14 protein-coding genes and 2 pseudogenes are annotated in these 21,513 nt (G+C 56.5%); 12 read left to right on the top strand and 4 right to left on the bottom strand.

The window, feature by feature from the left end; translation table 11 throughout:
* The first annotated feature begins 48 nt into the window (after window positions 1-48).
* From ACWIKB_RS17055 to ACWIKB_RS17090, 8 genes are all read left to right on the top strand, one after another.
* Complete coding sequence (locus ACWIKB_RS17055) at window positions 49-1,290, top strand: tyrosine-type recombinase/integrase (protein WP_475268302.1); 1,242 nt, start codon at window positions 49-51, stop codon at window positions 1,288-1,290.
* A 506-nt stretch (window positions 1,291-1,796) separates the two neighbouring features.
* Entirely contained in the window at window positions 1,797-2,114 is a 318-nt protein-coding gene (locus ACWIKB_RS17060) for a helix-turn-helix transcriptional regulator (RefSeq protein ID WP_223450880.1), read from the top strand.
* Window positions 2,111-2,416, top strand: coding sequence for a hypothetical protein (locus ACWIKB_RS17065; RefSeq protein WP_123368306.1), 306 nt, complete (start codon window positions 2,111-2,113; stop codon window positions 2,414-2,416). The genes ACWIKB_RS17060 and ACWIKB_RS17065 overlap by 4 nt, the downstream gene beginning before the upstream one ends.
* 531 nt (window positions 2,417-2,947) lie before the next feature.
* Window positions 2,948-3,238 (top strand): hypothetical protein, encoded by a 291-nt coding sequence (locus ACWIKB_RS17070; protein WP_475268305.1) that lies wholly within the window; start codon window positions 2,948-2,950, stop codon window positions 3,236-3,238.
* Window positions 3,235-3,522: a DUF3077 domain-containing protein gene (locus tag ACWIKB_RS17075; RefSeq protein WP_475268307.1), complete on the top strand. Its 288-nt coding sequence runs from the start codon at window positions 3,235-3,237 to the stop codon at window positions 3,520-3,522. The genes ACWIKB_RS17070 and ACWIKB_RS17075 overlap by 4 nt, the downstream gene beginning before the upstream one ends.
* Window positions 3,512-6,394: a DUF927 domain-containing protein gene (locus ACWIKB_RS17080; RefSeq protein ID WP_475268309.1), complete on the top strand. Its 2,883-nt coding sequence runs from the start codon at window positions 3,512-3,514 to the stop codon at window positions 6,392-6,394. Before ACWIKB_RS17075 ends, ACWIKB_RS17080 begins: the two co-directional genes overlap by 11 nt.
* A 92-nt stretch (window positions 6,395-6,486) precedes the next feature.
* Window positions 6,487-7,329, top strand: coding sequence for a chromosome segregation protein SMC (locus ACWIKB_RS17085; protein ID WP_475268311.1), 843 nt, complete (start codon window positions 6,487-6,489; stop codon window positions 7,327-7,329).
* A 64-nt stretch (window positions 7,330-7,393) separates the two neighbouring features.
* Window positions 7,394-7,579: a hypothetical protein gene (locus ACWIKB_RS17090; protein ID WP_475268313.1), complete on the top strand. Its 186-nt coding sequence runs from the start codon at window positions 7,394-7,396 to the stop codon at window positions 7,577-7,579.
* Between the two features lie 117 nt (window positions 7,580-7,696).
* Here ACWIKB_RS17090 and ACWIKB_RS17095 read toward each other — a convergent pair whose 3' ends face one another.
* From ACWIKB_RS17095 to ACWIKB_RS17105, 3 genes are all read right to left on the bottom strand, one after another.
* Window positions 7,697-12,967 (bottom strand): hypothetical protein, encoded by a 5,271-nt coding sequence (locus ACWIKB_RS17095; RefSeq protein WP_475268315.1) that lies wholly within the window; start codon window positions 12,965-12,967, stop codon window positions 7,697-7,699.
* Between the two features lie 349 nt (window positions 12,968-13,316).
* On the bottom strand, window positions 13,317-14,522 hold the full coding sequence (locus tag ACWIKB_RS17100; RefSeq protein WP_475268317.1) for a hypothetical protein: 1,206 nt from the start codon (window positions 14,520-14,522) through the stop codon (window positions 13,317-13,319).
* A gap of 1,041 nt (window positions 14,523-15,563) precedes the next feature.
* On the bottom strand, window positions 15,564-16,649 hold the full coding sequence (locus tag ACWIKB_RS17105; protein WP_475268319.1) for a hypothetical protein: 1,086 nt from the start codon (window positions 16,647-16,649) through the stop codon (window positions 15,564-15,566).
* Between the two features lie 595 nt (window positions 16,650-17,244).
* Between ACWIKB_RS17105 and ACWIKB_RS17110 the strand changes: the two are divergent.
* The 3 genes and pseudogenes from ACWIKB_RS17110 to ACWIKB_RS17120 all read left to right on the top strand — a co-directional run.
* Window positions 17,245-17,400 (top strand): annotated as a pseudogene (locus ACWIKB_RS17110) (Arm DNA-binding domain-containing protein); the annotation flags it as partial.
* Window positions 17,401-17,447: 47 nt separating this feature from the next.
* The gene (locus ACWIKB_RS17115) at window positions 17,448-17,666 is read left to right on the top strand and encodes a hypothetical protein (protein ID WP_475268641.1); all 219 of its coding nucleotides are present in this window, start codon (window positions 17,448-17,450) and stop codon (window positions 17,664-17,666) included.
* 622 nt (window positions 17,667-18,288) lie between these two features.
* A pseudogene (locus ACWIKB_RS17120) lies at window positions 18,289-19,020 on the top strand (integrase domain-containing protein); the annotation flags it as partial.
* A gap of 763 nt (window positions 19,021-19,783) precedes the next feature.
* Here the strand turns inward: ACWIKB_RS17120 and ACWIKB_RS17125 are convergent.
* Window positions 19,784-20,581, bottom strand: a complete 798-nt coding sequence (locus tag ACWIKB_RS17125) for an acyl-CoA thioesterase (protein WP_475268321.1) — start codon at window positions 20,579-20,581, stop codon at window positions 19,784-19,786.
* Between the two features lie 239 nt (window positions 20,582-20,820).
* On the opposite strand from ACWIKB_RS17125, the gene ACWIKB_RS17130 reads away from it, so the two are divergent.
* The gene (locus ACWIKB_RS17130) at window positions 20,821-21,393 is read left to right on the top strand and encodes an acyl-homoserine-lactone synthase (RefSeq protein ID WP_475268323.1); all 573 of its coding nucleotides are present in this window, start codon (window positions 20,821-20,823) and stop codon (window positions 21,391-21,393) included.
* The last annotated feature ends 120 nt before the right edge of the window (window positions 21,394-21,513 follow it).

Consider the following 21,513-nt stretch of genomic DNA (forward strand, 5'->3'; position numbering starts at 1 on the left):
TATCCCTGCTTGTATCCTGAGAAAAATACCGAACTTTGGGATACAAGGATGAAGCGCGCAGATATCAAGCGCCGCCCTCTCGCTGACACGACACTTGCGGGGCTGGAGCCGGAATCAAAGGAATACCGGGAGCTGGACGGAAACGGTCTCTACTTCAGGGTCAAACCTGATGGTGGTAAATCCTGGCAGCTCCGCTACAAACGTCCGGCGGGTAATTGGGCCTGGATGGGGCTCGGGGGATACCCGGAAGTAAGCGGTGCATTGGCACGGGACAAAGCTACCAATCTACGCAAAGTAGTGAGTAGCGGTGCCGACCCCCTTGAACAAAAGCGATCCGCGAAAGCTGCTATTGACGCGGCCAAAACCCGAACCTTTCGAGCTGCTGCTGATGCCTGGCTAAAGGCGAAAGAGGAAAAGGGTCTTGCGTCCTCCACCCTCAACAAAATCCGCACCTACCTCGACAAGGACATACTCCCGGCACTGGGAGACAAGCCTCTAGACGAAGTCACGCGCACTGATTGTGCAGAGCTTCAGGCATCCATTGAGGCCCGGGATGCACACAACGTGGCTGAAAAATGTCGCACCTGGATAAATCAGATCTTCGGGCGAGCCATCGGCTTAGGCCTGACTGAAAACGATCCGGGCAGCCGCCTTCGGGATATTGCGGCCAAAGCACCTAAGACTCAGCAGCATCCACATTTGTTGGAGCCTGAACTGGGGGAGTTTCTCCAGGCACTCAAAAACACACCGGCCAGATTGACTGCTCGCACTGCTGCTTGGCTTTGTGTATGGACGGCATCGCGACCCGGCATGGTCCGTTTGGCTGAATGGAAGGAGTTTGACCTTGAGAAAGCCATTTGGACCACGCCTGCCGCCAAGATGAAGATGCGTCGAGATTTTGTCTGCCCACTTCCCCACCAAGCAGTTGCAGCGCTGAAAGAACTGCATTGCTTAACCGGGCGGAGTCGCTGGCTCTGCCCTGGTGTCGGAGCCAAAAATCCAACCATCAGCGAAAATACGATCAATAAGGTCTTCGCTACTATTGGCTATAAAGGCCGCTTAGTTGGACACGGTACTCGGCACACTGCGAGTACGCTGCTTCGAGAACATGGCTGGCCGAAAGAACATGTTGAAGCGCAACTTGCTCACAAAGAGGAAGGTATTTCGGGGATATACAACAAAGCTCAATACCTTGAGCAACGCATTAAAATGATGCAGTGGTATGCAGATCACCTTGATGCGCTAGCCGCTGGAAATGTGGGGCAAAGGAAGTTCGGAAAGGCACTCTGACAACCATGATAGCCCCCCCTAAAAAATCAGTGTAACGCGTGTTACAGGTGTAACAATTAAATACAAGCTATTGATATTATTGAATGTTTTAACCGTAACACCTGATCATGAGTCAACGTACACGAAGTGTAACTCGGCTATTACGTGTAACAGCCGTACGAATCTCACATCGCAACCGCCTTGCTCGATGAGCGCCCTCACCTCTGCGGGCCAGACCTCGTTTGCGAATGCTTAACTGACATACGTCGCTGGTTGAGCGATAAAATCTAGGGCGTGGGATCGCCGATGAGTGAGTGTCCAAACTCTCTCTCGATGAATAATTCACCACCCTGAACGCCATCTCCATCACAGTCAAAAACTGAGCAGACGCAATTACTGTACTGCTGCGTTCACCCTGTGTTGCACCTGTATTGACTACACATTCACCGATCTAGAGATAAAGTAGTTTTCTTCGTCTAGATAAATGTATAGATAGATACCCCTGTATCCATACCCAGGGGTTTTCCATGACACACCAGACCTTCAAATCAGCAAATTCTTTCGAAACTCACTCGCCGCAAGCGACCGATATAAACGCCAGGCGAGCCAGTCACCCTGCCGCTGACCCTTCAGCAATTTTGATTCGAATGCCGGAATTAATCGCCATCGTTGGACTAGCACGTCCAACGATTTACAAACTGATGCGGCAAGCGGATAGCGAATTCCCACTTCCAGTAAAACTAAGCGGCAGTAAAGCTCGCGGAGCGCCTGTCGCATGGGTTCTTGATGAAGTCCAAAGTTGGGTTCGGGCCCGCATTTCGGCAAGAAACAAGGTGGCAGCATGAGAAGACCACCTCCTTCGCTCTCAAAACTCAGGTCATTTCAGACATTGCACGAAGTTGGATTCTCCAAAACACGTATCCAACGTTTCGAGCGATTGCGCAGAAAACACGAGCAAAGCGGAAGGACTCTAGGCGTATTGAGCTGGCCGGATGGAGTTTGGTGCCTGCTGATCATGCATGCGGACAAGTTGGGTGTTGTCGTCCTGGATAAAGCCCAGGCAACAGATGCTTATCACGATGCTCGCCAGATGATTCGCGATGGCTATTCCCCCGTACTCACCTTGCGCCACGAGCGTGATGCTTGAAATGAAAACGCCCCCGGGAGCGATCCGGAGGCGTTGAGGTAAATCTATATGCTCGAACAATTTATGTCGCACCAAAAAAATGCGCAAGGTTTCTGTACGGTTGCACTTTTGAAAACAGGACGTTACTCTCGGCCTGTCGCTGCAAATTCAGCGACCGGGCTTGGTCGCCCGACAAGCAAAAGGCGCAACAGCGCCCCTATACAGATTGCAGGCGCTTTTTTTGCGTCCGCATTTCCGTTTTATGGCGGCTGTGCGTGGGAGGCCTTAGGGCCTGCTGGGTTCCTTTTGCCCCGGTCGACCAACCCGCGTACAGCTGCCACCCCAATTCGCTTGGTCGCGAACGGTGGCAGCTCCCCAGCAAAAGGAGCTTCGCCACATGCACGCCTTAAATCCGTCCAAAAATCGCGCCGCGGCACATCGTGCAATGGCTCTCGCCGCTTTACACGCCAACTCCAGCCTTGCAACACGCCTCACCCGATACAACGCCCATATGGCCAAAGCCCGCGCTCTCGAAGCTGCTGGCGGTGCCCAATGAGCCAAGCCCTGAGCTTCTCCCTACCCGAAGATCTGCTCGACGTCAGCGACAATATTGAAGCCGGCATTCCTATCGACGCGATCACCTGCGCTATTGCCCGCGCCGACTCGGTGCTGACGTTGCTTGAAGATCACTTCGAAAGCGAAAGCGACAGACCGCGTTTGGCCAATCACGTACTGGCGGCCGTTATTTGGGACGTGCGCGGCACCCTGGGTCTGATCAAAACCTTGACCCTGCACGGTGATGCGACTTCGGCCCCTCGGGCTAAAACTGGGGGTGCGCAATGACCCCTCAAACTAACGTCACCACCCAAGGCGCGACCACGTTCGCTCAGTGTGGTGACACGACTCAAATGCTGTTCCGTCTCAGCGCCAATGTGCCCCTGACCGACGCGCTTGAACACGCCTCAAATCTGCTGAGCTGCGCGACTCGCATGTCGCTCCTGGCCACCCACGGAGACGGCGCAGAAGACTGCGCGATGGCTGCTCACTACCTCAGTGAAATGAGTAAGGCGGTAATTGACGATGTGACCACCGCCCTCCTGAAGTCGGAGGCTGGCCATGACCAATAAGACGAAACGGCCCAGCTTCGCCGACGTGAAAGCGGCCTCTCTGAAAGAGATCGACCAGGTGCTTGCCCGTTGGTTGCCAAAGGGCAAACGCGTCGATGGGGGGAAGGAATACACTGCCGCAAATCCAACCCGCGCCGACAAACGCGCCGGCTCCCTCAAGGTCAACTTGAGCAAAGGTACCTGGGCGGATTTTGCCACCGGTGACAAAGGTGGCGACCTGATCGATCTGGTGCGCTATCTCGACGGCGGCACCGACGTCGAAGCCTGCAACAAGCTGGCGGATCTGCTGCGCGTTACCGCTGGGTCGGCTCAATCGAAACCCAGCCCCAGCAAAAGCAAAACACCGGAATGGCTCGCCATTCAGCCGATCCCGGCCGAGGCCATGAATAAATGTCCGGCCAAACACCGGCAACACGGCGTACCGTCCAAAGTCTGGATTTACCGCGACGCCGAGGGCCGGCCAGTCATGGCGCTCTATCGCTTCGACTTGGGCCCGGATGAAGACGGCAAACCGCGCAAGGTGTTTGCCCCCTTAACCTGGTGCCAACGTGCAAACGGTCAAACGCAGCAATGGCGTTGGCAAGGGCTGCCTGAGCCGCGTCCACTGCTGCGCCAGGATGAACTGGCGCAACGAGCAGAGGCCCCGGTCATTCTGTGCGAAGGCGAAAAGGCCGCCGACGCCGCATCGGAGTTGCTGCCCAGCTACGTGGCCACGTGCTGGCCGAACGGCTCGAACTCTTGGCACAAAGCTGACCTGACACTGCTCAAAGGTCGGCCCGTGGTGTTGTGGCCCGACAACGACGCCAGTGGCAAAAGCTGCATGGAGGCCGTCGCCGAACATCTGCAAAAAATTGGCGTCGCATCGGTACGCGTGATCGCCTTGGACGTCTTTGAACGTAAACCCACGCTCAAGAATGACCAACCAACTTTTGCCAAGGGTGGTCAATGGGACGACGGCGACGACGCGGCGGATGCACAAACCAAAGGATGGACGACGGCACATTTCGCTGAGCTGGAACGCAGCGGTGAACTGTTCGGTGTTGAGCCGGAGAAAGCATCGGCCGAACCGCCCGAAGCCAAGACCAAGCCGGCGACCAAGCGCGCCGCAAAACCTAAAAACGATCTGCTGCCCGGAGGCTTTCGCCTGACGGCAGAAGGTGTGTTTTATTCCGGTGACGATGGCGAGGCTCGCCCGGTGTGCTCGCCGCTGGAGATCCTGGCGCGCACCCGGGATGCACAGGGCCATAACTGGGGCTTGCTGGTCGAGTTCGACGATCCTGACGGGGCGAAAAAGCGCTGGAACATTCCGGCGCGGACCATGACCGGTGACTTCGGCAAAGACGTGCTCGGACCATTAGTGGACATGGGCCTGCGCTTGGCCGGCAGTCGCTCCGGTCGCAATGCCCGCAACGACCTGCAGAGTTACCTCGGTGGCTTCGACAGCGCCCAGCGCGCTCGACTCGTCACCCGTTTGGGTTGGCACGACAGCGCCTTCCTGCTGCCCGAACAACAGGTCGGCTCGCACGTTGAACACCTGCACTTTTATGAGGCCGGCGCTCAGCTGCCACCCATCAGCGAATCCGGCACTCTGGAGCAGTGGCAAGAACAAGTCGGTGCCTTGTGCATTGGTAACCACCGCTTGGCATTTGTGGCAAGCGTAGCGTTTGCCGGTCCGCTGCTGCACATGCTTGGCCATGAATCGGGCGGCTTTCATCTCTACGGCGACAGCTCGGGCGGCAAGACCACCCACTTGCAAGTGGCCGCCTCGATCTACGGCGGGCCCCGCCTAGTGCGTTCCTGGCGCTCCACGGATAACGCCTTGGAATCTATCGCTGCCGCACATTCGGACGGGTTACTGGTGCTGGATGAAATCGGCATGTGCGACCCGCGCATCATTGGCGAAACGGTGTACATGCTCGGCAACGGCACCGGCAAGGCTCGCGCCAATGATCGCGGGCAAGCAGGCCGACAGGTGCAGGAGTGGCGTTTGCTGTTTCTGTCGACCGGCGAGAAGACCTTGGCGCAGCACATGGCCGAAGCCAACAAAGAACTGAAAGCCGGCATGGAGGTGCGGATGCTCGCCGTGCCGGCAGACGCCAGCAAGGGCCTCGGCATGTTCGACGTACTGAACGGTTTCGATGACGCCGCCGCCCTCTCCGATGCGCTTAAGGCACGAGTAGCGAAATACTACGGCACGCCCCTCACCGCCTTCCTGTCGGCCCTCTGTGAGCCTGGCAAGCGGCATGGCTGGTCGGCGATCTTGCGCCACACCTTGGAGGGATTCATCGCCAAAGCACTCCCGGCCTCTGCCAGTGGTCAGGCGCATCGTGCGGCCGCTCGTTTTGGACTGGCGGCCGCTGCCGGCGAACTGGCCACCGCGATGGGCATTACCGGCTGGCCAGACGGCACCGCCACCACTGCCGCTCGCGTATGTCTGAGTGCCTGGATGAATGAGCGCGGCGGCGCCGGGAACCTCGAAGGGGACGCGATCTTGGCGCGGTTGCGCCAGGTCATCGAGCGCTTCGGTGAAAGCCGCTTCACCCGTTGGGAGTCGGCCGCCGCGAAGATCGATGAGCACGGCCCGCGCACCATCGACCGACTTGGTTTTCGCAAGACGCTGGAGCACGGCTTGGGCGACGCATTGCACACCACCAACACCTACTACGTGCTGCCGGAGTCATGGCGCTCGGAGGTGTTCAAGGGCATGAACATCAACGCCGTGAACAAGGAGTTGATACGCCGAGGCGTCCTTGAGCCCGGGCCGGATGGCAAAGCCTCCTGCTCGGTCCGTTTACCGGGCCTGGGCACTCAGCGTTGTTACGTGGTGAAGACCGTGCCTGGAACGGAAGAAAGTGAGGCTCAGGCGGCCTGACGGTCAGTTAATTGATCGAGGCAATGCTGGCTCTCTTCCGGCCTGACCAGCCACTCATCGACACCACAATCTAATTACATAGGACAAGACACATGAACGGTATTCAAACACTGAAAGACACCCGCGTGAATCTGGTAGTTGAATTGGAAGGCATCCAACAGGAGCTACCACACATTGAGGCGGCACTTCAAAGCGACGAGGTCATCAACGAAGGCCGAGAAAGTAACGTCCGGCATGAGATCAGCGACCGAAAACGCCGAATCGACTCAATCAACCTCAAGATCCATATGCTGGATATGAAATTGGCTCGTCGGGAGGCTTTGGCCGACCGAGAAAGCCTGATGGCGGGTTATATAGCCGACATGGCGAACTGGACAGCGGATGAGCTGGAACTGAACGCGAAACGCGACAGCCTCAACACTCGCCTAGAGGAGATCCGCAAGCAAGCTCAGGAGGATATTGCCAGTGCACGGCGGGCCGAGACCGAGGCGGCCACGGCTTACGCACAAGCCGTGGCCTGGGGCGATGTAGAAGGCGAAAAAGCTGCGAACACCGATGCCCAGAAGGCGGCCAAAAACCTCTCATCTGCTACTGAACAACATCGTCGTCAGCAGCTGATTATCACTGCCCTGGAGCAGGAGCTCACCATCGTTGACCAGCACATCACTGAGGCTCAGGAAGAACACAAGAAAATAGAAAACCAAGCCCTGCACCTCGCGCACGACGCGTTAGAAGAAAAGTGGAATGAGGCCGCCCAGGCTCTACTCGATGTAGGCGGCAGGCTCTATGCCGCGACTCGCATGATCCAGCGGGATCCGGTGTCGCTGTTTAAGCTCGATATTCCTGAACAGGGCGAAAACTTTGGTAGCTGGAGGTGGGGTGACTTGGCAGACCGCGCCAGCGAACATCGTGTGCAAGACGTGCTCGCGATGTAACTGCTGATTACCCTGAAATGGCCCGCTTTCGCGGGCTGTTTAAATCACTCCAAGGATAGACGCCATGAACACAGCGGCACAAAACAGCTCATCCCAATCCGAAACACTGCAAGCGAGAAAAGCCTACCTAACCGCACTGCTCAAGATCGTGGATACCAAGATAGGAAAAAGCACAGCAACGCAGAAGCTCACCATCACCGCGATCAAGGCAGAAATGGGGCTAATCGAGCATAAGCTGAGAAAACGGTGATGAGGATAAGCGGAAGTTCGCAAAAACTTCCGTTATATGGAAATCGGCTGGCAGTTCCCGGCCAATTGCAGACATTGAGATTGGGGCGGCGAGCGAACTTCGTCTCGCCGGCCAAGCCTATCGCAGTTGCTTAATGCGTTCCTGGAGAGCCAGGGCGACTGGAATGTTCATAGCTGCAAGTGCAGCCGCTATCTCAATAAGCGCCAGCCGCGCCTGAGCGTGTTGCGACAGGAGCTGCGCGTCGGAACTCAATGCCGCCGCCACCAGCCCCACCAATGCGTCGCCCGTACCCTCGCGGTACCAGAGAGTGGATGGTTCGCGTTCCTTCAGCATGGCGGCGAGCCAGCGAAGCCCGTCAAGACGAAGCGGGGCTCCGAACTTTGTCGTCAGGAAGTGGCAGAAACGGGTGACGCATTCTTCGTCGCGAGCTAGGTGCGTAGCGGCCCAGCATTTATAGAGATCCTTCATCCGCAGAGCCGCGCCAGGGTGCAGCCGGGACAGAGCATCCTCGTTCCCGAAGCCAAGCAGGTCGCAAGTCAAGCGCTCGCCGTAGAACCAGAGGCCCGGTTGAGACCAATCGGCTGAGAGGCCGTACTCCGCGGTAGCGCGCCAGACGCGCTCAAATGCCACCGGGTCGTCACCTTTCCCGAGGCGCAGGAACAAGCCGCGAATGAAGTGCTGCAGCGCGTAGTGTGCGGCCGGACCGTGGACGAGAACGGGCTCCCAAACCGCGCGCTCTTCCCCTGCGGGCGCTGCGATCGACAGGCCGCCGAGCTTCAGAAGGATGTCGTAGCCGAGGTCCTGGCTCGGCAAGTCGTACTCGCCATGCTTTTTCGCGCGTGCCTTAGCGCGCGTGGTGTCGTAATCCCAGATGCGCAGCGCCAAGCGCGTGTCGAGATTGCGGTCGCCAGTACCACCGCCTTCGATAAGCCAGTTAAAAAGGACTTCGAGGAAGCGCCCGTCCAGCGAACCACCTCGTTCGCGCTCCGGCTTTCCGCGCCAAGTCTGATCGCCGGCATTGTAGAGCCGCGTCCGGCGCTGGAAGTCCAAACGCTCTCGGCCCGCGACAACACGCTTGAAGTCGAGATCATCCGGAGTCGCGTTCGCTCCACGGAGTGGAAAGCGCCGAAGCCGCGCGAGCCACACTTGCCAGGCGCGCTCCGTATAGGCGCCATCGCCATGATGTGGAGCGAGCAAGCAGAGGCCCGACCAGAGGAGACCGGCGCGGAGCAGCCGCCACCACGCGGTGCCGAGCTGCTCTCGATTGGCGTAAGCAACGCCGACCACCACGGCAGTTGCTCGCATGTCGCCGCTCGTCAGGAGGCGCAGGACGGCTGTCTCCCACTCAGGAACGCCATCACCATCGGCGAGCCAAAGGTGCATGATCGCATAGGCAACGAACTTCAGCTTGTCATCGAGGCCTCCTATGCGTTGACCGCGAATATCTTCTCCTGTCGACGCGACCGCCGCCACACAGGCGCGTACGACTTCGAGCGTATGCTTCTGTGCTTCGGGGTTCCGGGCGAGCCATGCGCCTCCCAATACGACAATCGTGCCGGCCGCAGCGATACGGCATTTCGATTTCGCGTCCTCATCTTCGGCTTCCGCTACGACCTCACACCCCTGAAACAGATTAAAGAGGTAAGAGGCTTCATCGTCGGTGAGCGGCTGGCCGCCACGTAGCCGCTGCTCGCACCGGTCCGGCATTTGCAGATACTCAAGGGTTGGCGCGCTTTCGGTCTGCCACGACTGCACTGCGAGGCGCAGTTCATCTGGGTATACGAGTTTCTCAGTATCCGCGCCCGTAGCCGGGTCGGTGACAGTCTGATAGTTGGCCCGGTCGAGTGCAGCGAATAACAGCTTGAACTCCAACGCCTCCTTCGGATCTTCAGGCAGCGCCCAGGTCGGCAGCAGCGCTTGAAGACGCCGTGCAATGTCGTCGTCGACCAATAGGAGTTCGACAACGACATGGAGGAACGTCTGCTGGCGGTGGGGTGCCAACGTCCAATCACGGGCGAAGTCAAACACCGTTTCGCCGTCCCTGAGCCAGCTCCAACCGATGAAGTTATAGGCAACCTGCTTCACGCGGGCATTGTCCCAATCGAACAGGTTCGGGAACGTAATCAGGGCCGCGAGGCCCCCCGTCAGCAGCGATGGCCGATACTTAGCGATGTTTAGGAGCACGCTCACGAACGCTGCAGAATTTCCCTCCAGGAGTATTCTTTCGATGTCAGCGGTAATATCCTCCCCCGCGTCGAGCCGTACTGTCAGCCAGCGCTCCAACGCATCTAGAGCGCAGAACAGGTTTCCGTTTCGCAGCGACTGATTGGACTGCGGCCAACCGAATACCTGCCACCAGCCAGGGAAGGTCTTCTCCGAACCGTCCGCAAATTGCAGCGTCACCCCGGGAGCCTTTCCGGTTCGCCCCTTCATGAATTCGGTGACCCAGCGCTCCGTGCAGAAGTTCACAAGCGCGATGAGCGAGGTGAGCGCAGTTTCCGGAGCCAGCTGCAAAAAGGGGAAGAACGGGCTTTTCCAAAAGGCCGTCGGATAAGCGTCCTGGGAGTACACGAGGCCGAGGTCCACTTCGAAACGCCCTGAGACGTACTCCCGCTCCGGCTGGTCTTCGATGATGAGCGCAAGCAGGATTTCGGCCGCCAACTCAGGCTGCATACGCATAAGAGACAGGATGCCGTTCTTTTTGATGCAGGCGGTCCGGAAATCCATATCGACCTTTTTGCTAGCCCCTAGCGGCCAAGGCGGCAATCGCTCGCTGAGCGATCCAAGGGCGCGCGGTATCTGCTTCCGTTCTTTATGCCACGCCTTATATTTGACATCGGTCATCAGGCGTATGGTGTGCGCCTTCGTCTTCTGTAGTCGAACTTCGGCAATGCGCCGTTTGACTTCAGCGTCGACCTCTCGGCGTCCCGCGAGTTCGAGTGCCCAGTTCCCGACCTCGGTTGGCAAGTCGTCCGCCCCAGCCAGTGGTGCGGTGTACAGCAACGACTCACTCGTCGAGTACATCACACCGTTGCCCTTCTCGACCTGCACGGTCCGAGCCATGGTCAGCGCCATCTCCACCATCTCCAGGCGGAAAGGCATCAGATTGCCGTTGCTCAGCGTGCGCGGCGTTTTCGTCAGCCAGGTCTCGATGACCTTCGCAAGAGCGGACGAAACAAGCCCGGCTACTCGCTCCCGCTGCGCGATGAGGAAGCAGAGAACAGGCGGCCATCGACCAAAAATAATCGAGCGATAGTGTGCCTCCATGTACAAGCCAACTGCCGCGTTCAATCCCATTCCGCCGCCAGTCGGCACGGTCGCGATGTGGTGGAAGCGCAGGAGCAGCCGGGTAAAGTGTTTCGCGCCGTTGTCGAGCAGAAGGTCGACGCGTTCGGTCAGGAAGCGTTCGGCGTCGGGGTCCAAGCAGAGCGCATCAAGGAGGATATCGCCTGCCAGGTCGTTCTTCGCGGCTTCCGCGGCCCCGAAGGCCACGTCCCAGACCGTGCCAGTCTCGGCCGGCTGTCGCAGCAGGAACTGGCCCAACATTCGGAGCGCGCTCGTCCAGAGCGGATTGCCGGCCAGGGCGGCCCACTGCGGCGTATCCGTCCAAATCTGTTTCAGGAACTGGAAGCGCGCCCAATCCGCCGCGAGATCGTGCTCGAACTCAATGCGGTTAGTCCGCTCGTTCAAGCGCAGCGGAAGCTCCACTGGCGGCCGCGTGAGTGTCGCCGCGTCCGCCGGTTCCATGTCGGTCAGCGCGAAGCTGCGCTCGAACGATGCTTCTCGTTGGGCGAGGCGCATCATCAACGCCTGCAAGTCGGCGCGGTCCTTCGTCCAATACTTCCAGAGGCGGTCGGCGATGGAGGTGTGAGACGCCAGTCCACCGACGTTCGCCCCCAGCGCCGCACCCGCCTTGATGACCCACGCCAATGTCCGCAGGTTAGTCAGCGCCGAAATGGTGTCGTCATGCGCGGCCAACCATCCCAAGGTGGGCGAAGGCAGAAGCGCCAGCTTCACCGCATTGCTCTTTAGTGCTTCGACCTCGAAAAGATGCGCTTTTCGCCCGCCAAGAATCGTCTCTTCGTCTTCGACCCAGCTATGCGTCTGCGTAACGATGACGACCCGCCAGGCATCCCCGGTCTCTTCGCCTTCACTCGCCAGGATAGCCTGAAGCAGCTGGCGGATGACGACGAACTCGCTGGTCTCGATCCGTTCCGCAGAGTCGATGACCAACACGTTCTGCGGCTTCACCGTGGCGTTTAGCACCAGCGAAAGTTCGTGCGTGAGAGGGAGGGCGCCGCGACGCGCGGCGCTAAGCGCCATCTTCAGGTCTTCCGGGCCGAACCACACTTGGTTCCAGGAGCGGTACGCGCCGTCCAACACAGACTTGATCAGCGCCGACTTGCCCGAACCCGAATCCCCGAAGACCACCGTGACTGGGTGGTCGGCGACAGCTGCCTGGAACGACGCTTTCTCCGCTGTCCGCGGGATGGCGTAGCCAGACGGTAACTCCGTCTCTATCCGCGCCTTGTAGTCCTCGGTGATGTTGAAGAGCGTCTCCCAATCACGCTCAAAGTCCGGATGATGGCGGAGGCCGAACTGAACCCGGAGCAAGGACAATAAGTCCGGTACGGTGATAGTACCGCTGCGAAGGCGTACCTCCTTCGCAACGTTGATGAGGCTCTTCCAAAGAGTCTGCGCTTCGTCGTCGCAGCCAGACGCGAGCAAGCGGCGGCATTGCGCGATCGCCTGGGTCTCGTTCTCAGAATGCGCGAACTGCAAGTCGGTCGGAAGCACGTGCAGGCGGCGAATTAGCTCGATGGTCTCCTCGTCGGACGCGCCACCGGGCTTCTGGACGCTGTCGAAGACGCCCGACTGCCTTCTGTTACTGCGGATACGGCTCATAGCGAGTGAGGTATCCGTGCCGCTGCACGCGTTCTTCACTTCGCGCCACGCCGGGTCGAACGCATGATGGGTGCCGAGCGTGACCAGGGCCAGCCCGTCGGCTGCTCGGTTGAACAGCCCCTGCGGGTCACGCCACTGTTCCCAAGCGCGCGTCACAAAGTCAGCAGGGAGGCCGGCCGAGGTCACCTGAAAATTGCCCTTCGCGGAGATCGCAAGCCGCCGCGGCGCGGTGGTGGTCTGGGCCGTCAGCAGCAGGTCGTCGATGCACCATCCCAAGGTCGAGACCTGGGCTTGTACTTGTATGACCACTCCGCCAATACCCGGTGCCTGCTCACCTGACAAGGCCTTCACCAACTGCCAAGCGCTTATCAGGTCCTCGAACTCGAACCCGGCGCCGCTCGTCGACCGCAGCGTCGCGGACGCGCGTTCCGCGCTGCCACCGCAAGTCGCTTTCGGCTTCGATTTGTTCTTAGATGGGGCCATTAGCTTCCGAACGCTTGTAGCTGTGCCATCTCGGCGAGAAGCAGGGGTACAGGCTTCTCGCAGCCATATGGTGGGCTTGAAGCGCCTAGTAAAACCCCGATTGCTTGTTCAGCAACACTGAGTTGCGCCGGCAAAGTGTACTGCCGAGGAGGTGCCGAAGCCACTGCGCCAACAATCAATTTTGGGGGTTACATCCGGGACAGGCCTCAGGAACGTTCCCAAAGGGTCGTAAGCGGACGAAGTCTAACGTCCGATGTTGGCCGAAAACAGTCGCTCGTGAACGTCTGCTTTTGGCCGAGAACGGAAATTTAGAGTCCCCCAAACCAACAGAATGGACCAGCCCCTAAAGTTAGGTATAGAAGGCAAGCTGATCGAGAGTAAGTATTACCTGAAGGGCTCGAGTCATTGTGTAGCTATCTTGCGGTGCCGCACCATGTCCTACGGCATGTCTTGAACTTGCGGTCCCAGTGTTGGACTCAGGGTCGAAGTTGGCGAAAGTTTGCTGGACAAGATAGTCAGCGAAGGCTTTGGAAAACATCAGTGTTTGTAATCCGCCGGTTTTCCTTTCTGCTGAATCCATCGCGAACTTCAACAGCCCTTTGAGTTTCGCCCCCTTACCTCCGTTCGCTGCTCGATGAGCATCGTTGAGAGCACCTTCAACCTCGGTCAGCAGTATCTTGATGACTGCAACTGGCTCTTTTCTGTTGAATGCATCAACTGCGGCCCGAAGCAGAGCCATCCTGGTTGCAAGATGCGGTTTTGCAGCCCATCGATTGAGCAACGTCTGCATCCGAGGTTCGTCGAAGCTGTTTAGAATTTTTTGCTCCAAATCCGTGATATCAAAGCCTGCTTCCAAGTGTTCTAACAGGTCTTTAATTTCTTGAATGATCTCCACGAACGGGAACCACCCCACGGATATCAGACGAGCAAAAAGCGCTGTATTTCCGAGAGCATCGTACAAGTGCCGATACCGTAGATCTCGTACAAGAGTCCCCAGTACCCGCTCGAACGCTTTAACGTCCAGATTTTTCCCATGATTGAAGTCGAATGCCATTCCGAATCTCCAACCCTCCCTGAAGATACAAAGCACCTTGTCTTTCGAACCAATGTCCACACGCGGAAAGCTCATTCCAACGATGTCAGCGATGTCATGCTCAAAAATTGCAGTGCCAGCGTTGAGCGCGCGCTTGGCCATGATCAACATCGCTACTGCTGCGGTATCCAACCAAAGCTCTGCGGTGTTATCTGGGCGCATCACCAACAGGGTTATGCTCGCCTGTTGAATGTTGACGGCCGTGCCGGCCTGGTTGGCCATGTGGTTGATTGTTCTCTGGAGGCTATCGGCGATCTTATGGAATATCGGCTCATCCGAGGTCAGAGCGAGTGCAGTCCAGATCTTGACTGGCCCGCCTTCCTGAACTGATTCTAAAGCTACTCCCGAAAAGTCTTCGACGTCCATGAAGCGATGTGGCTCACCAATATTCCCAACCATACCGACGTAGGGTGGTGGGGATAGCGAAGGTCCCTCCGGGATTTCTGCAGTGTCGTCCGCCACTCTGTATCTCCTCTGATCATTTGGCTAAAAATTGACAAAAAGGGAATTGATGAAAAATGGATCAATGATTATCGATTGTTCAAAGGCCCGTAAACTGATTAGTGCCTGGTTTTAACTGGCGAGAATCAACGGTGAAATAGTGGCTACAGCTCAGTTAACCCCCCGTAATTCCTTATTAAATCGAAGCAATACTATTGACTTCCCCTGACCCTAGATTCATCCGAAGATTTGCACTTGTCCGATTGCAGCATACGCCTTACCCAAATTTGCAACCGACGCTGTAACACCTATTTGCCTTGTAACACCCAAAGCACGTGAAAGAAAAACGGTGTGTAACACCAATAAATCCCAATAAATTCAAAGGGTTAATAGCATTCGCCACACCCGCAACACCTGTAACACGTCTTTTCAAGCCCCACACCCCATCGGTGAGAACACCGCCAGCGAAAGCAATACTGGCTTTGTTTCGAGCGTGGGGCAGAAAACGCAAACACGCCTGTGAGGTGCCGTCGAAAGAACAGGGAGATGCATCCACCGGGGCTGACATGGCTGGGGACCCTAGAGATTTTCGGTAGGTACGGGGTCGGAAACCCGCAGGACCTTGTTAGCGGGAGAACTCCCAGCTTAGTGAACAGGTGAACCCGGTGAACTGCCGGTTCACCTGTGCATTTGCCCTATTGAATGGCCTACCTGAGGTCACCATTACCGATACGGTAATGGTGGCTGTTTTTCGATGTGTTTCTTTCAATTTCAATGACTGAAATTTCAGTAACTATTGAGTCCTCCCACTAACGAAGCCCCGCGGGTTTCCGACCCCGTATCGGTTAGAACTCCTCAGGGGCCCCGGCAGAATCTCCCACCATCCCTAATACTTCCCAAACCTGAAGGAGGAAGAGCGACCTTGTGCGCAGAGCTGCCGAGAGACGCTCGATCAGAAAAACCGCAACTGTCCGCATCCCGACCTTAAGTCGTCTCTTGACGCCCAGCTCTGAACCCAATCACGAACGTTGTCCTATCTGAAACTCAATGGAGATTGTCTTCTCACCTCTTTGTAATCTTCAAGTCTATTGGTGTGATGATCGGAACTTCGGGAACAAAGGGGGATATGCCAGCAATTGAATTACAAAGTGCACCGAGCTGCTGCATAGAGATATGGGCATATTCAAGTGCGTCTCTAGCAGACTCCATATCTTCAATAAAGTTTATACCCCGCGCAAAATTCAAATCGGGATCATCAAAGTATTGCCCGGTAGTACGGCTATTCTTTACCTGCGCGGGTTTCAAGGGGATAGGCAACTGTATTGCTGGCAGTAGCTCCCCCTGAAACTCTATTGTCTTCGTAAAAGCCAATAGAGTTTTTGCTGCATTTGCTAAAGGCGCGACATGTACGACTAAATCGCGATACGCTCCAAGTTCATAGAGCCAATTGTCAGGCAGAGATGAAGCTCTCAGCTCTTTACCTACTTTATCCTGGGGAGGCTGAGATCGCCAAACCTTTAACAGGCCAACTAAAGCGGTAATTTTTGACGCAGATGGGTCATCCTTTCTTATTATTGCCTCAGCATAAAATTCCGAAAGATAATCTCTTAGGGTGCAGGCGTCTACCAGAAATGACTGCAGAGCCAAATAGCACAATGAGGTATAACCATCAAGAAAGCGGTCATTGGGCTTGAATGATTTCGAGAGTAAACGCCCATTTAACTGATCAGAGTATGCTTCAGATAGTTGTCGAAGCCTCCACTCACAAGCTCTTATCTGGTGGGAAATACGGGAAGCTATATCGTAAAACAGCCCATCTTTTTGTAAGAACGCGGAGTTTGCTATGAAAGACCAATTGTGCCCTTGATCCGTACAAAGCCACGGTGGGGTGGCTGCTGGATTGATAGACCTCCACTCTGGAGGGGCGAAACTCTTCGCTTGGTCTTCCGTATGGAAAAAATCACACCCGACGATCTGCAACCCTAACCGTTTTATGTCACCATAAAAACTTCCAAAGCTATTAATATTCAAGCTTGCGGATTTTCCACTCATCGCATTGGGGCTAAGATCTGCCTTTTGATCCATCCCATTAAGAACACGTCCACCACCATATAAGTGCAACTCTCTCAAAACCGGTAGCCAATCCATGCCATTGCTCCTTGTTTAGGTTAAATGCATACCGAACTACTGAAAAACACCCCAGCCACTAAGCCAGATAATAGCGAGCAGCTCAATAAAATCAGATCCGAGGCTTCATTGCTTGGGGTGCTTTACGCCTTCTGAAAGGCTTCAAGAACCACCTAAAAACGACCGAGCAAACCTACGGCCATTGTCGAAGGCCCTCAAATCGGCCCCGACGACACCATCTCGACTCCCCTAAAAAGCCCTGACCTAACCCGGTGCCCACCCGAATCATCACACGCTAGGCCCTTCGAAGGGTTTGCATAGTGCGCTACAGACTCTTCATACTTGTCCAGCGAGCGCGATCATGTATCCCTACATGTATCCCTAGATAGCAAACCTCTCTGGAGGCCTTGAGTTTACTGGAACACTACAGTCTCCCTCGGGCACCATTTTGCAGTACATAGACGACTACCAGCGTCTACGCAACACCCCTAGAGCCCGCTAACTGCGGGCTTTTTGGTCTCTGGGGTTCCATCCCCATCTCTTGCAAGCCAGCCTCTTTTTGGTACATTTTCTGTACATATTCCAGTTCGAGAACCGGAGGTGTACAGCGATGCCAATGACCGCCTTGCAAATCAAAGCGTCCAAGCCTGCCGACAGACCGTTCACGTTGAGTGATAGTTCGGGTCTTGCCCTGCTGGTGAAACCCAACGGCAGCAAGTATTGGCACTTCCGGTACACGTATCAGGGGCGGGCGGCGCGCATGTCACTGGGCGTGTATCCGAATATCTCCTTGCAGGAAGCCCGTGAACGAGCGGCAGAATGCCGCAACCACTCAAGCAAGGCACCAACCCCGGCACCAAACGCCGCGATGACAAGCTGCGACAGCAGGAGGCCGGGCTCAACACCTTCAGGCGAGCCGCGGAGCACTGGTACCAATTCAAATCAGACTCCGGCCGCAGGAGCGCGACGCTGAAGAAGATCCGCGACTATCTCGACAAGGATCTACTGCCTGCTCTCGGCGAGCAGCAACCCAGGTAGCCAGAACCTTTAAGGCTACGCCACACCGTGGTGGTTCACCCAAAGTGCGATTAGCGTCCGGCGGCTCGCACGCTCACAGCGATGTGATGGATACCTACTTCTACCAGAGTGCCCACTGCGGCAACTCACCCCCCCTTCGTAACTGCCCTGCAGCAACCTATCCGCTTGGCCATTTCCTTGCACCAACCTGCGCCCGTCTCTTTCTCCCGGAAAGAGACGGGCGATCCTACCGCTGCTGCAGCCCATCTCGTACAAGGCTTTGCGGCATTCCCCCTCGTGACAATCGGCGTGACAAACAACGAAGTCACCAGCAATAGCAATGCCGATGACTGACTGCCAGTCAGGCACGCCCCGGTCATCGCATCGCTGCCTTCACCCGACTCAGGATCACGCGGCGCTGGTCTCGTCAGCCAGCGCAGCCTCCAGCCGCCCACTTCCTCGGAAGTGCTCAGGGGCCAGATCATGAGATGCCCAAGCTCCCGGTCGTAAAGAGCCGCCAGTCCCGCGTTAGTGGACAACCCTCACAGGCCGCAGGGGCCTTGATCCCTGATAACACTCAACATCCGTGGCGGGATGACGTGGGGAAAGCTTCAAGGATTTTGGCTTCGAGATGAGTTGGATCATGGCATTGGTCGGTAGACGGGACGGGCGCAATTTTGGCTATGGACGGCAACTGAGTTATGCCGGGCCACAGGCGCTACGTGATCTGTTTGGCGGAGGGCATTACGGGACGGTCAAAGCGCACAGTGATAGGTGGCGGGCGTTTGTGCGCTGGTGTCGGTCGGAAGATGGGCCCAGGTTTAACGATGCTCGGCAGACTTTGCTCGATTACGCCAGACATCTGCGGCAGCAAGTTGAACAAGGTGAGCTCGCCATCGCCACCGCGCAAAACCGATTGTCCAGCGTGAACCGAACCGTGGCCGCGCTTCGCGGTGATCAGAATGTGAAAGTACCAAGTCTGAGCAAGGCGCTGGGAATGCGGCGCACCGGCGTTCATTGCTCGGTGCCGCAGGGCCAAGACCGCGAACACGTGAAGCGGATCGTCGATGTGCTTTGCGAACACCAAATGCAGCTGGCGCGAGCCACGGGTATGCGCTTTCGTGAGGCCGTTTTGGCCGACCTTCCGCGTCTAAAACGTGAGGCCGAACAGTACGGCAAGATCAACATCCAGGACGGCACCAAGGGTGGTCGCTCGGGAGCCTCGACCCCTCGGTGGATAACGGTAGATGAGTACATCCGCCATGCACTGGCATTCGCCCTTCAAGTCTCGCCCGACGGCAGCCGCAACCTGATTGCGTCGAACGAAAGCTATCTCGATTTCCAACAGCGAATTGTCCGCCCTGCCCGGTACATCTTCCAAATGCGCTCATTCGTCAGCGGCAGACTGCTCAGATTCATCCGTACCAGTATGTTGCCGCCTGCATCGAGTACATGATTGCCCCCCACGCCGGGTGGCAAAACCACGATCCGCGATGAACACATCGCCTTGCTGTACCGAAAATTGTGAAAGTGATTCACCCGTTTTGGTCGATGTCACTTGCACTTCGCAGCAACGCAGCGTGCGGATGTCCATTGTGTAATACAGTCGCCATGTCGATGTGATCGCGCGAGGCTCCGCCACGACACTGCCATCAGCAGCAAGTATCCGTCGCCCTTGCAGCGCCGGGCACTGCATGGCCACGACCGGCGATTGTTGGATCAACGGCTCTGTGATCCAACCCAGCCAGGTGTCCGATTTATTGACTCTCTTTAGAAGGCCCACATCTGATAACTCCACTCATTCCCCGGCGCGTGCTCGCCCTACCGTTTCGACCATCGAGCAATCAGCGCTCAGATACATCAATAAGGTGCGCAATAAACTCTCTGGCCCGCTGAATCGGCGACCAAACTTCAGCGGCCCTAGCTATTTTGCCTTGGCTTCCCATCCCTGCGGCAATAGCGCCAAGAGTTTTGGCCAGTCTTCATTGAGTTTTTGTGTGGCGTCTACTGTCACTGCTGATCACTTCCATGGAGAGTCAGTCTCGATTACATCTTTTGACGTTTGGTTAGCGCATATGGGTCATCACCCTGACGCTTTGATTTATGTAAAAACAGCTGGTCAAAGAATAAAAGCGGGGCTAACCGAACACCGCCACCGTTTGCCGACTGAGTGCCAGCAGTTGCCCATCAGGTGTCCAGAACGATGCCGAACAGGCACTGTAACCTTCCAGTGCGAAATCGGTTGAGGCGTGCATGGCGCACCAGGCATTTGCCGGAAGATTGATAAGCGGTTGTGGGAACTCCACGCTCCAGGTCAACGAGCTGCCCTGCGCCAGGCCGCGGTGCTGGGAGAATACCGCTGGCGGCCAGGCATCGAGCATCGTCAGTAACTGCGTTTCATCCAGCCTTGCATCGCAGGAAGTGTCTTTCAGTTGCATCCATCCGCTCGTCGCCCTTGATGAGGCACCGGTGAAAGGCATCCCGCCATCCCCCCAACGGATGTCGAAATGCTGCAAGTACCGAGGGGCAACATCTGGCAGCAAGGGCAAGGGTTCGCACTCTTCCAGGGTGGGCAATGCCGGCATCTGCGCGGCCGCAAGCATCAGCGTCGATGGTCTGGCGGCTCCAAAACAAGCATGAAACGATGTGACGGTCTGTTCCGACTGCACGGCCCGGCAGTGCAGTTGAGTCACCGCGCTACCTTCACGCAGGACTTCGGTTTCAAAAAAAAGAGGCTCGTTGACGGCCACGGGCCCTACGAATGTCAGCGATAGTGATCGTAGCGTGCGATCTCGAGGGACGAACTGACACATGGCTTCGTGTGCAAGTGCCGCGACGACACCACCGAAAGCGGCACGCCCCTGGCTCCAACTGGCAGGAATCACCAGGGGTCGGTGCTGCAGACGACTTGCTTCGATTAGCACTGAGAGATTCATTATTCGTTCACCGCTTGTATTAGGAACCTAATAATAAGTTAGTCCGCATTTGCTTGCGACCGCTAGTTATTTCCACTATTAGAAGTGATAGTTGCATTTAAAAAATGATGAATAAAAGTTATTGCAAGACTCCAAGTTAAGCCACTTCACTCTCAGCAGAATAGGCCGAGCTAACACTTTTGACAGTTACCATTCAGGGAGGTAAGCCAAATAATAAGAGCTTTGAAAAGGAGATAATAATGGCTATCGCAATTGGTTCCCGAATTGAGCTTGATAAAGCACGTCTTGAGCAAATGCACAGGCTCCGCGCCAAAATTTTCAAGGATCGCAAACGTTGGGATGTGTCGATTATCGCGGACATGGAAATCGATGGTTATGACGCGCTAAATCCCTATTATCTGACTCTGGATGATGAGTCTGCCTCTGAGAGTTTATTTGGATGCTGGCGGATCTTGCCGACCACTGGCCCCTATATGCTCAAGAACACCTTTCCCGAGTTGTTGCATGGTGCTCAAGCGCCCAATTGCGAACGCATATGGGAGTTAAGTCGTTTCGCGATCCTGTCACGAGAGATATCCCCCCAAGGCTTGTCGCTTGATTCCATCATGGCCATCAGAGCGCTGATCCAGTTCGCAATCGAACGGGGTGTCGAGCAGTTTGTGACAGTGACTACGCTTGGCGTGGAAAAATTACTGAAGCGAAAAGGGCTGGACATCAGTCGCTTTGGCCCGGCCATGCGCATCGGCATCGAAAACGCCATCGCCCTTCGAATAGAACTGAACGACGTCACTCGCCAATCCCTTTCCATGTGAAAGATGTACCAGCATAAATTTCTTGAAGACTGCCAATAGGCGAATGTCACGGCGAAATGTCGGCGTGGCTGTAATCGACTATCAGTTCTGATAGTCGCCCCGCACGCGGGTTGACCTGTC

Source organism: Pseudomonas sp. 5Vm1k, from assembly GCF_056161485.1.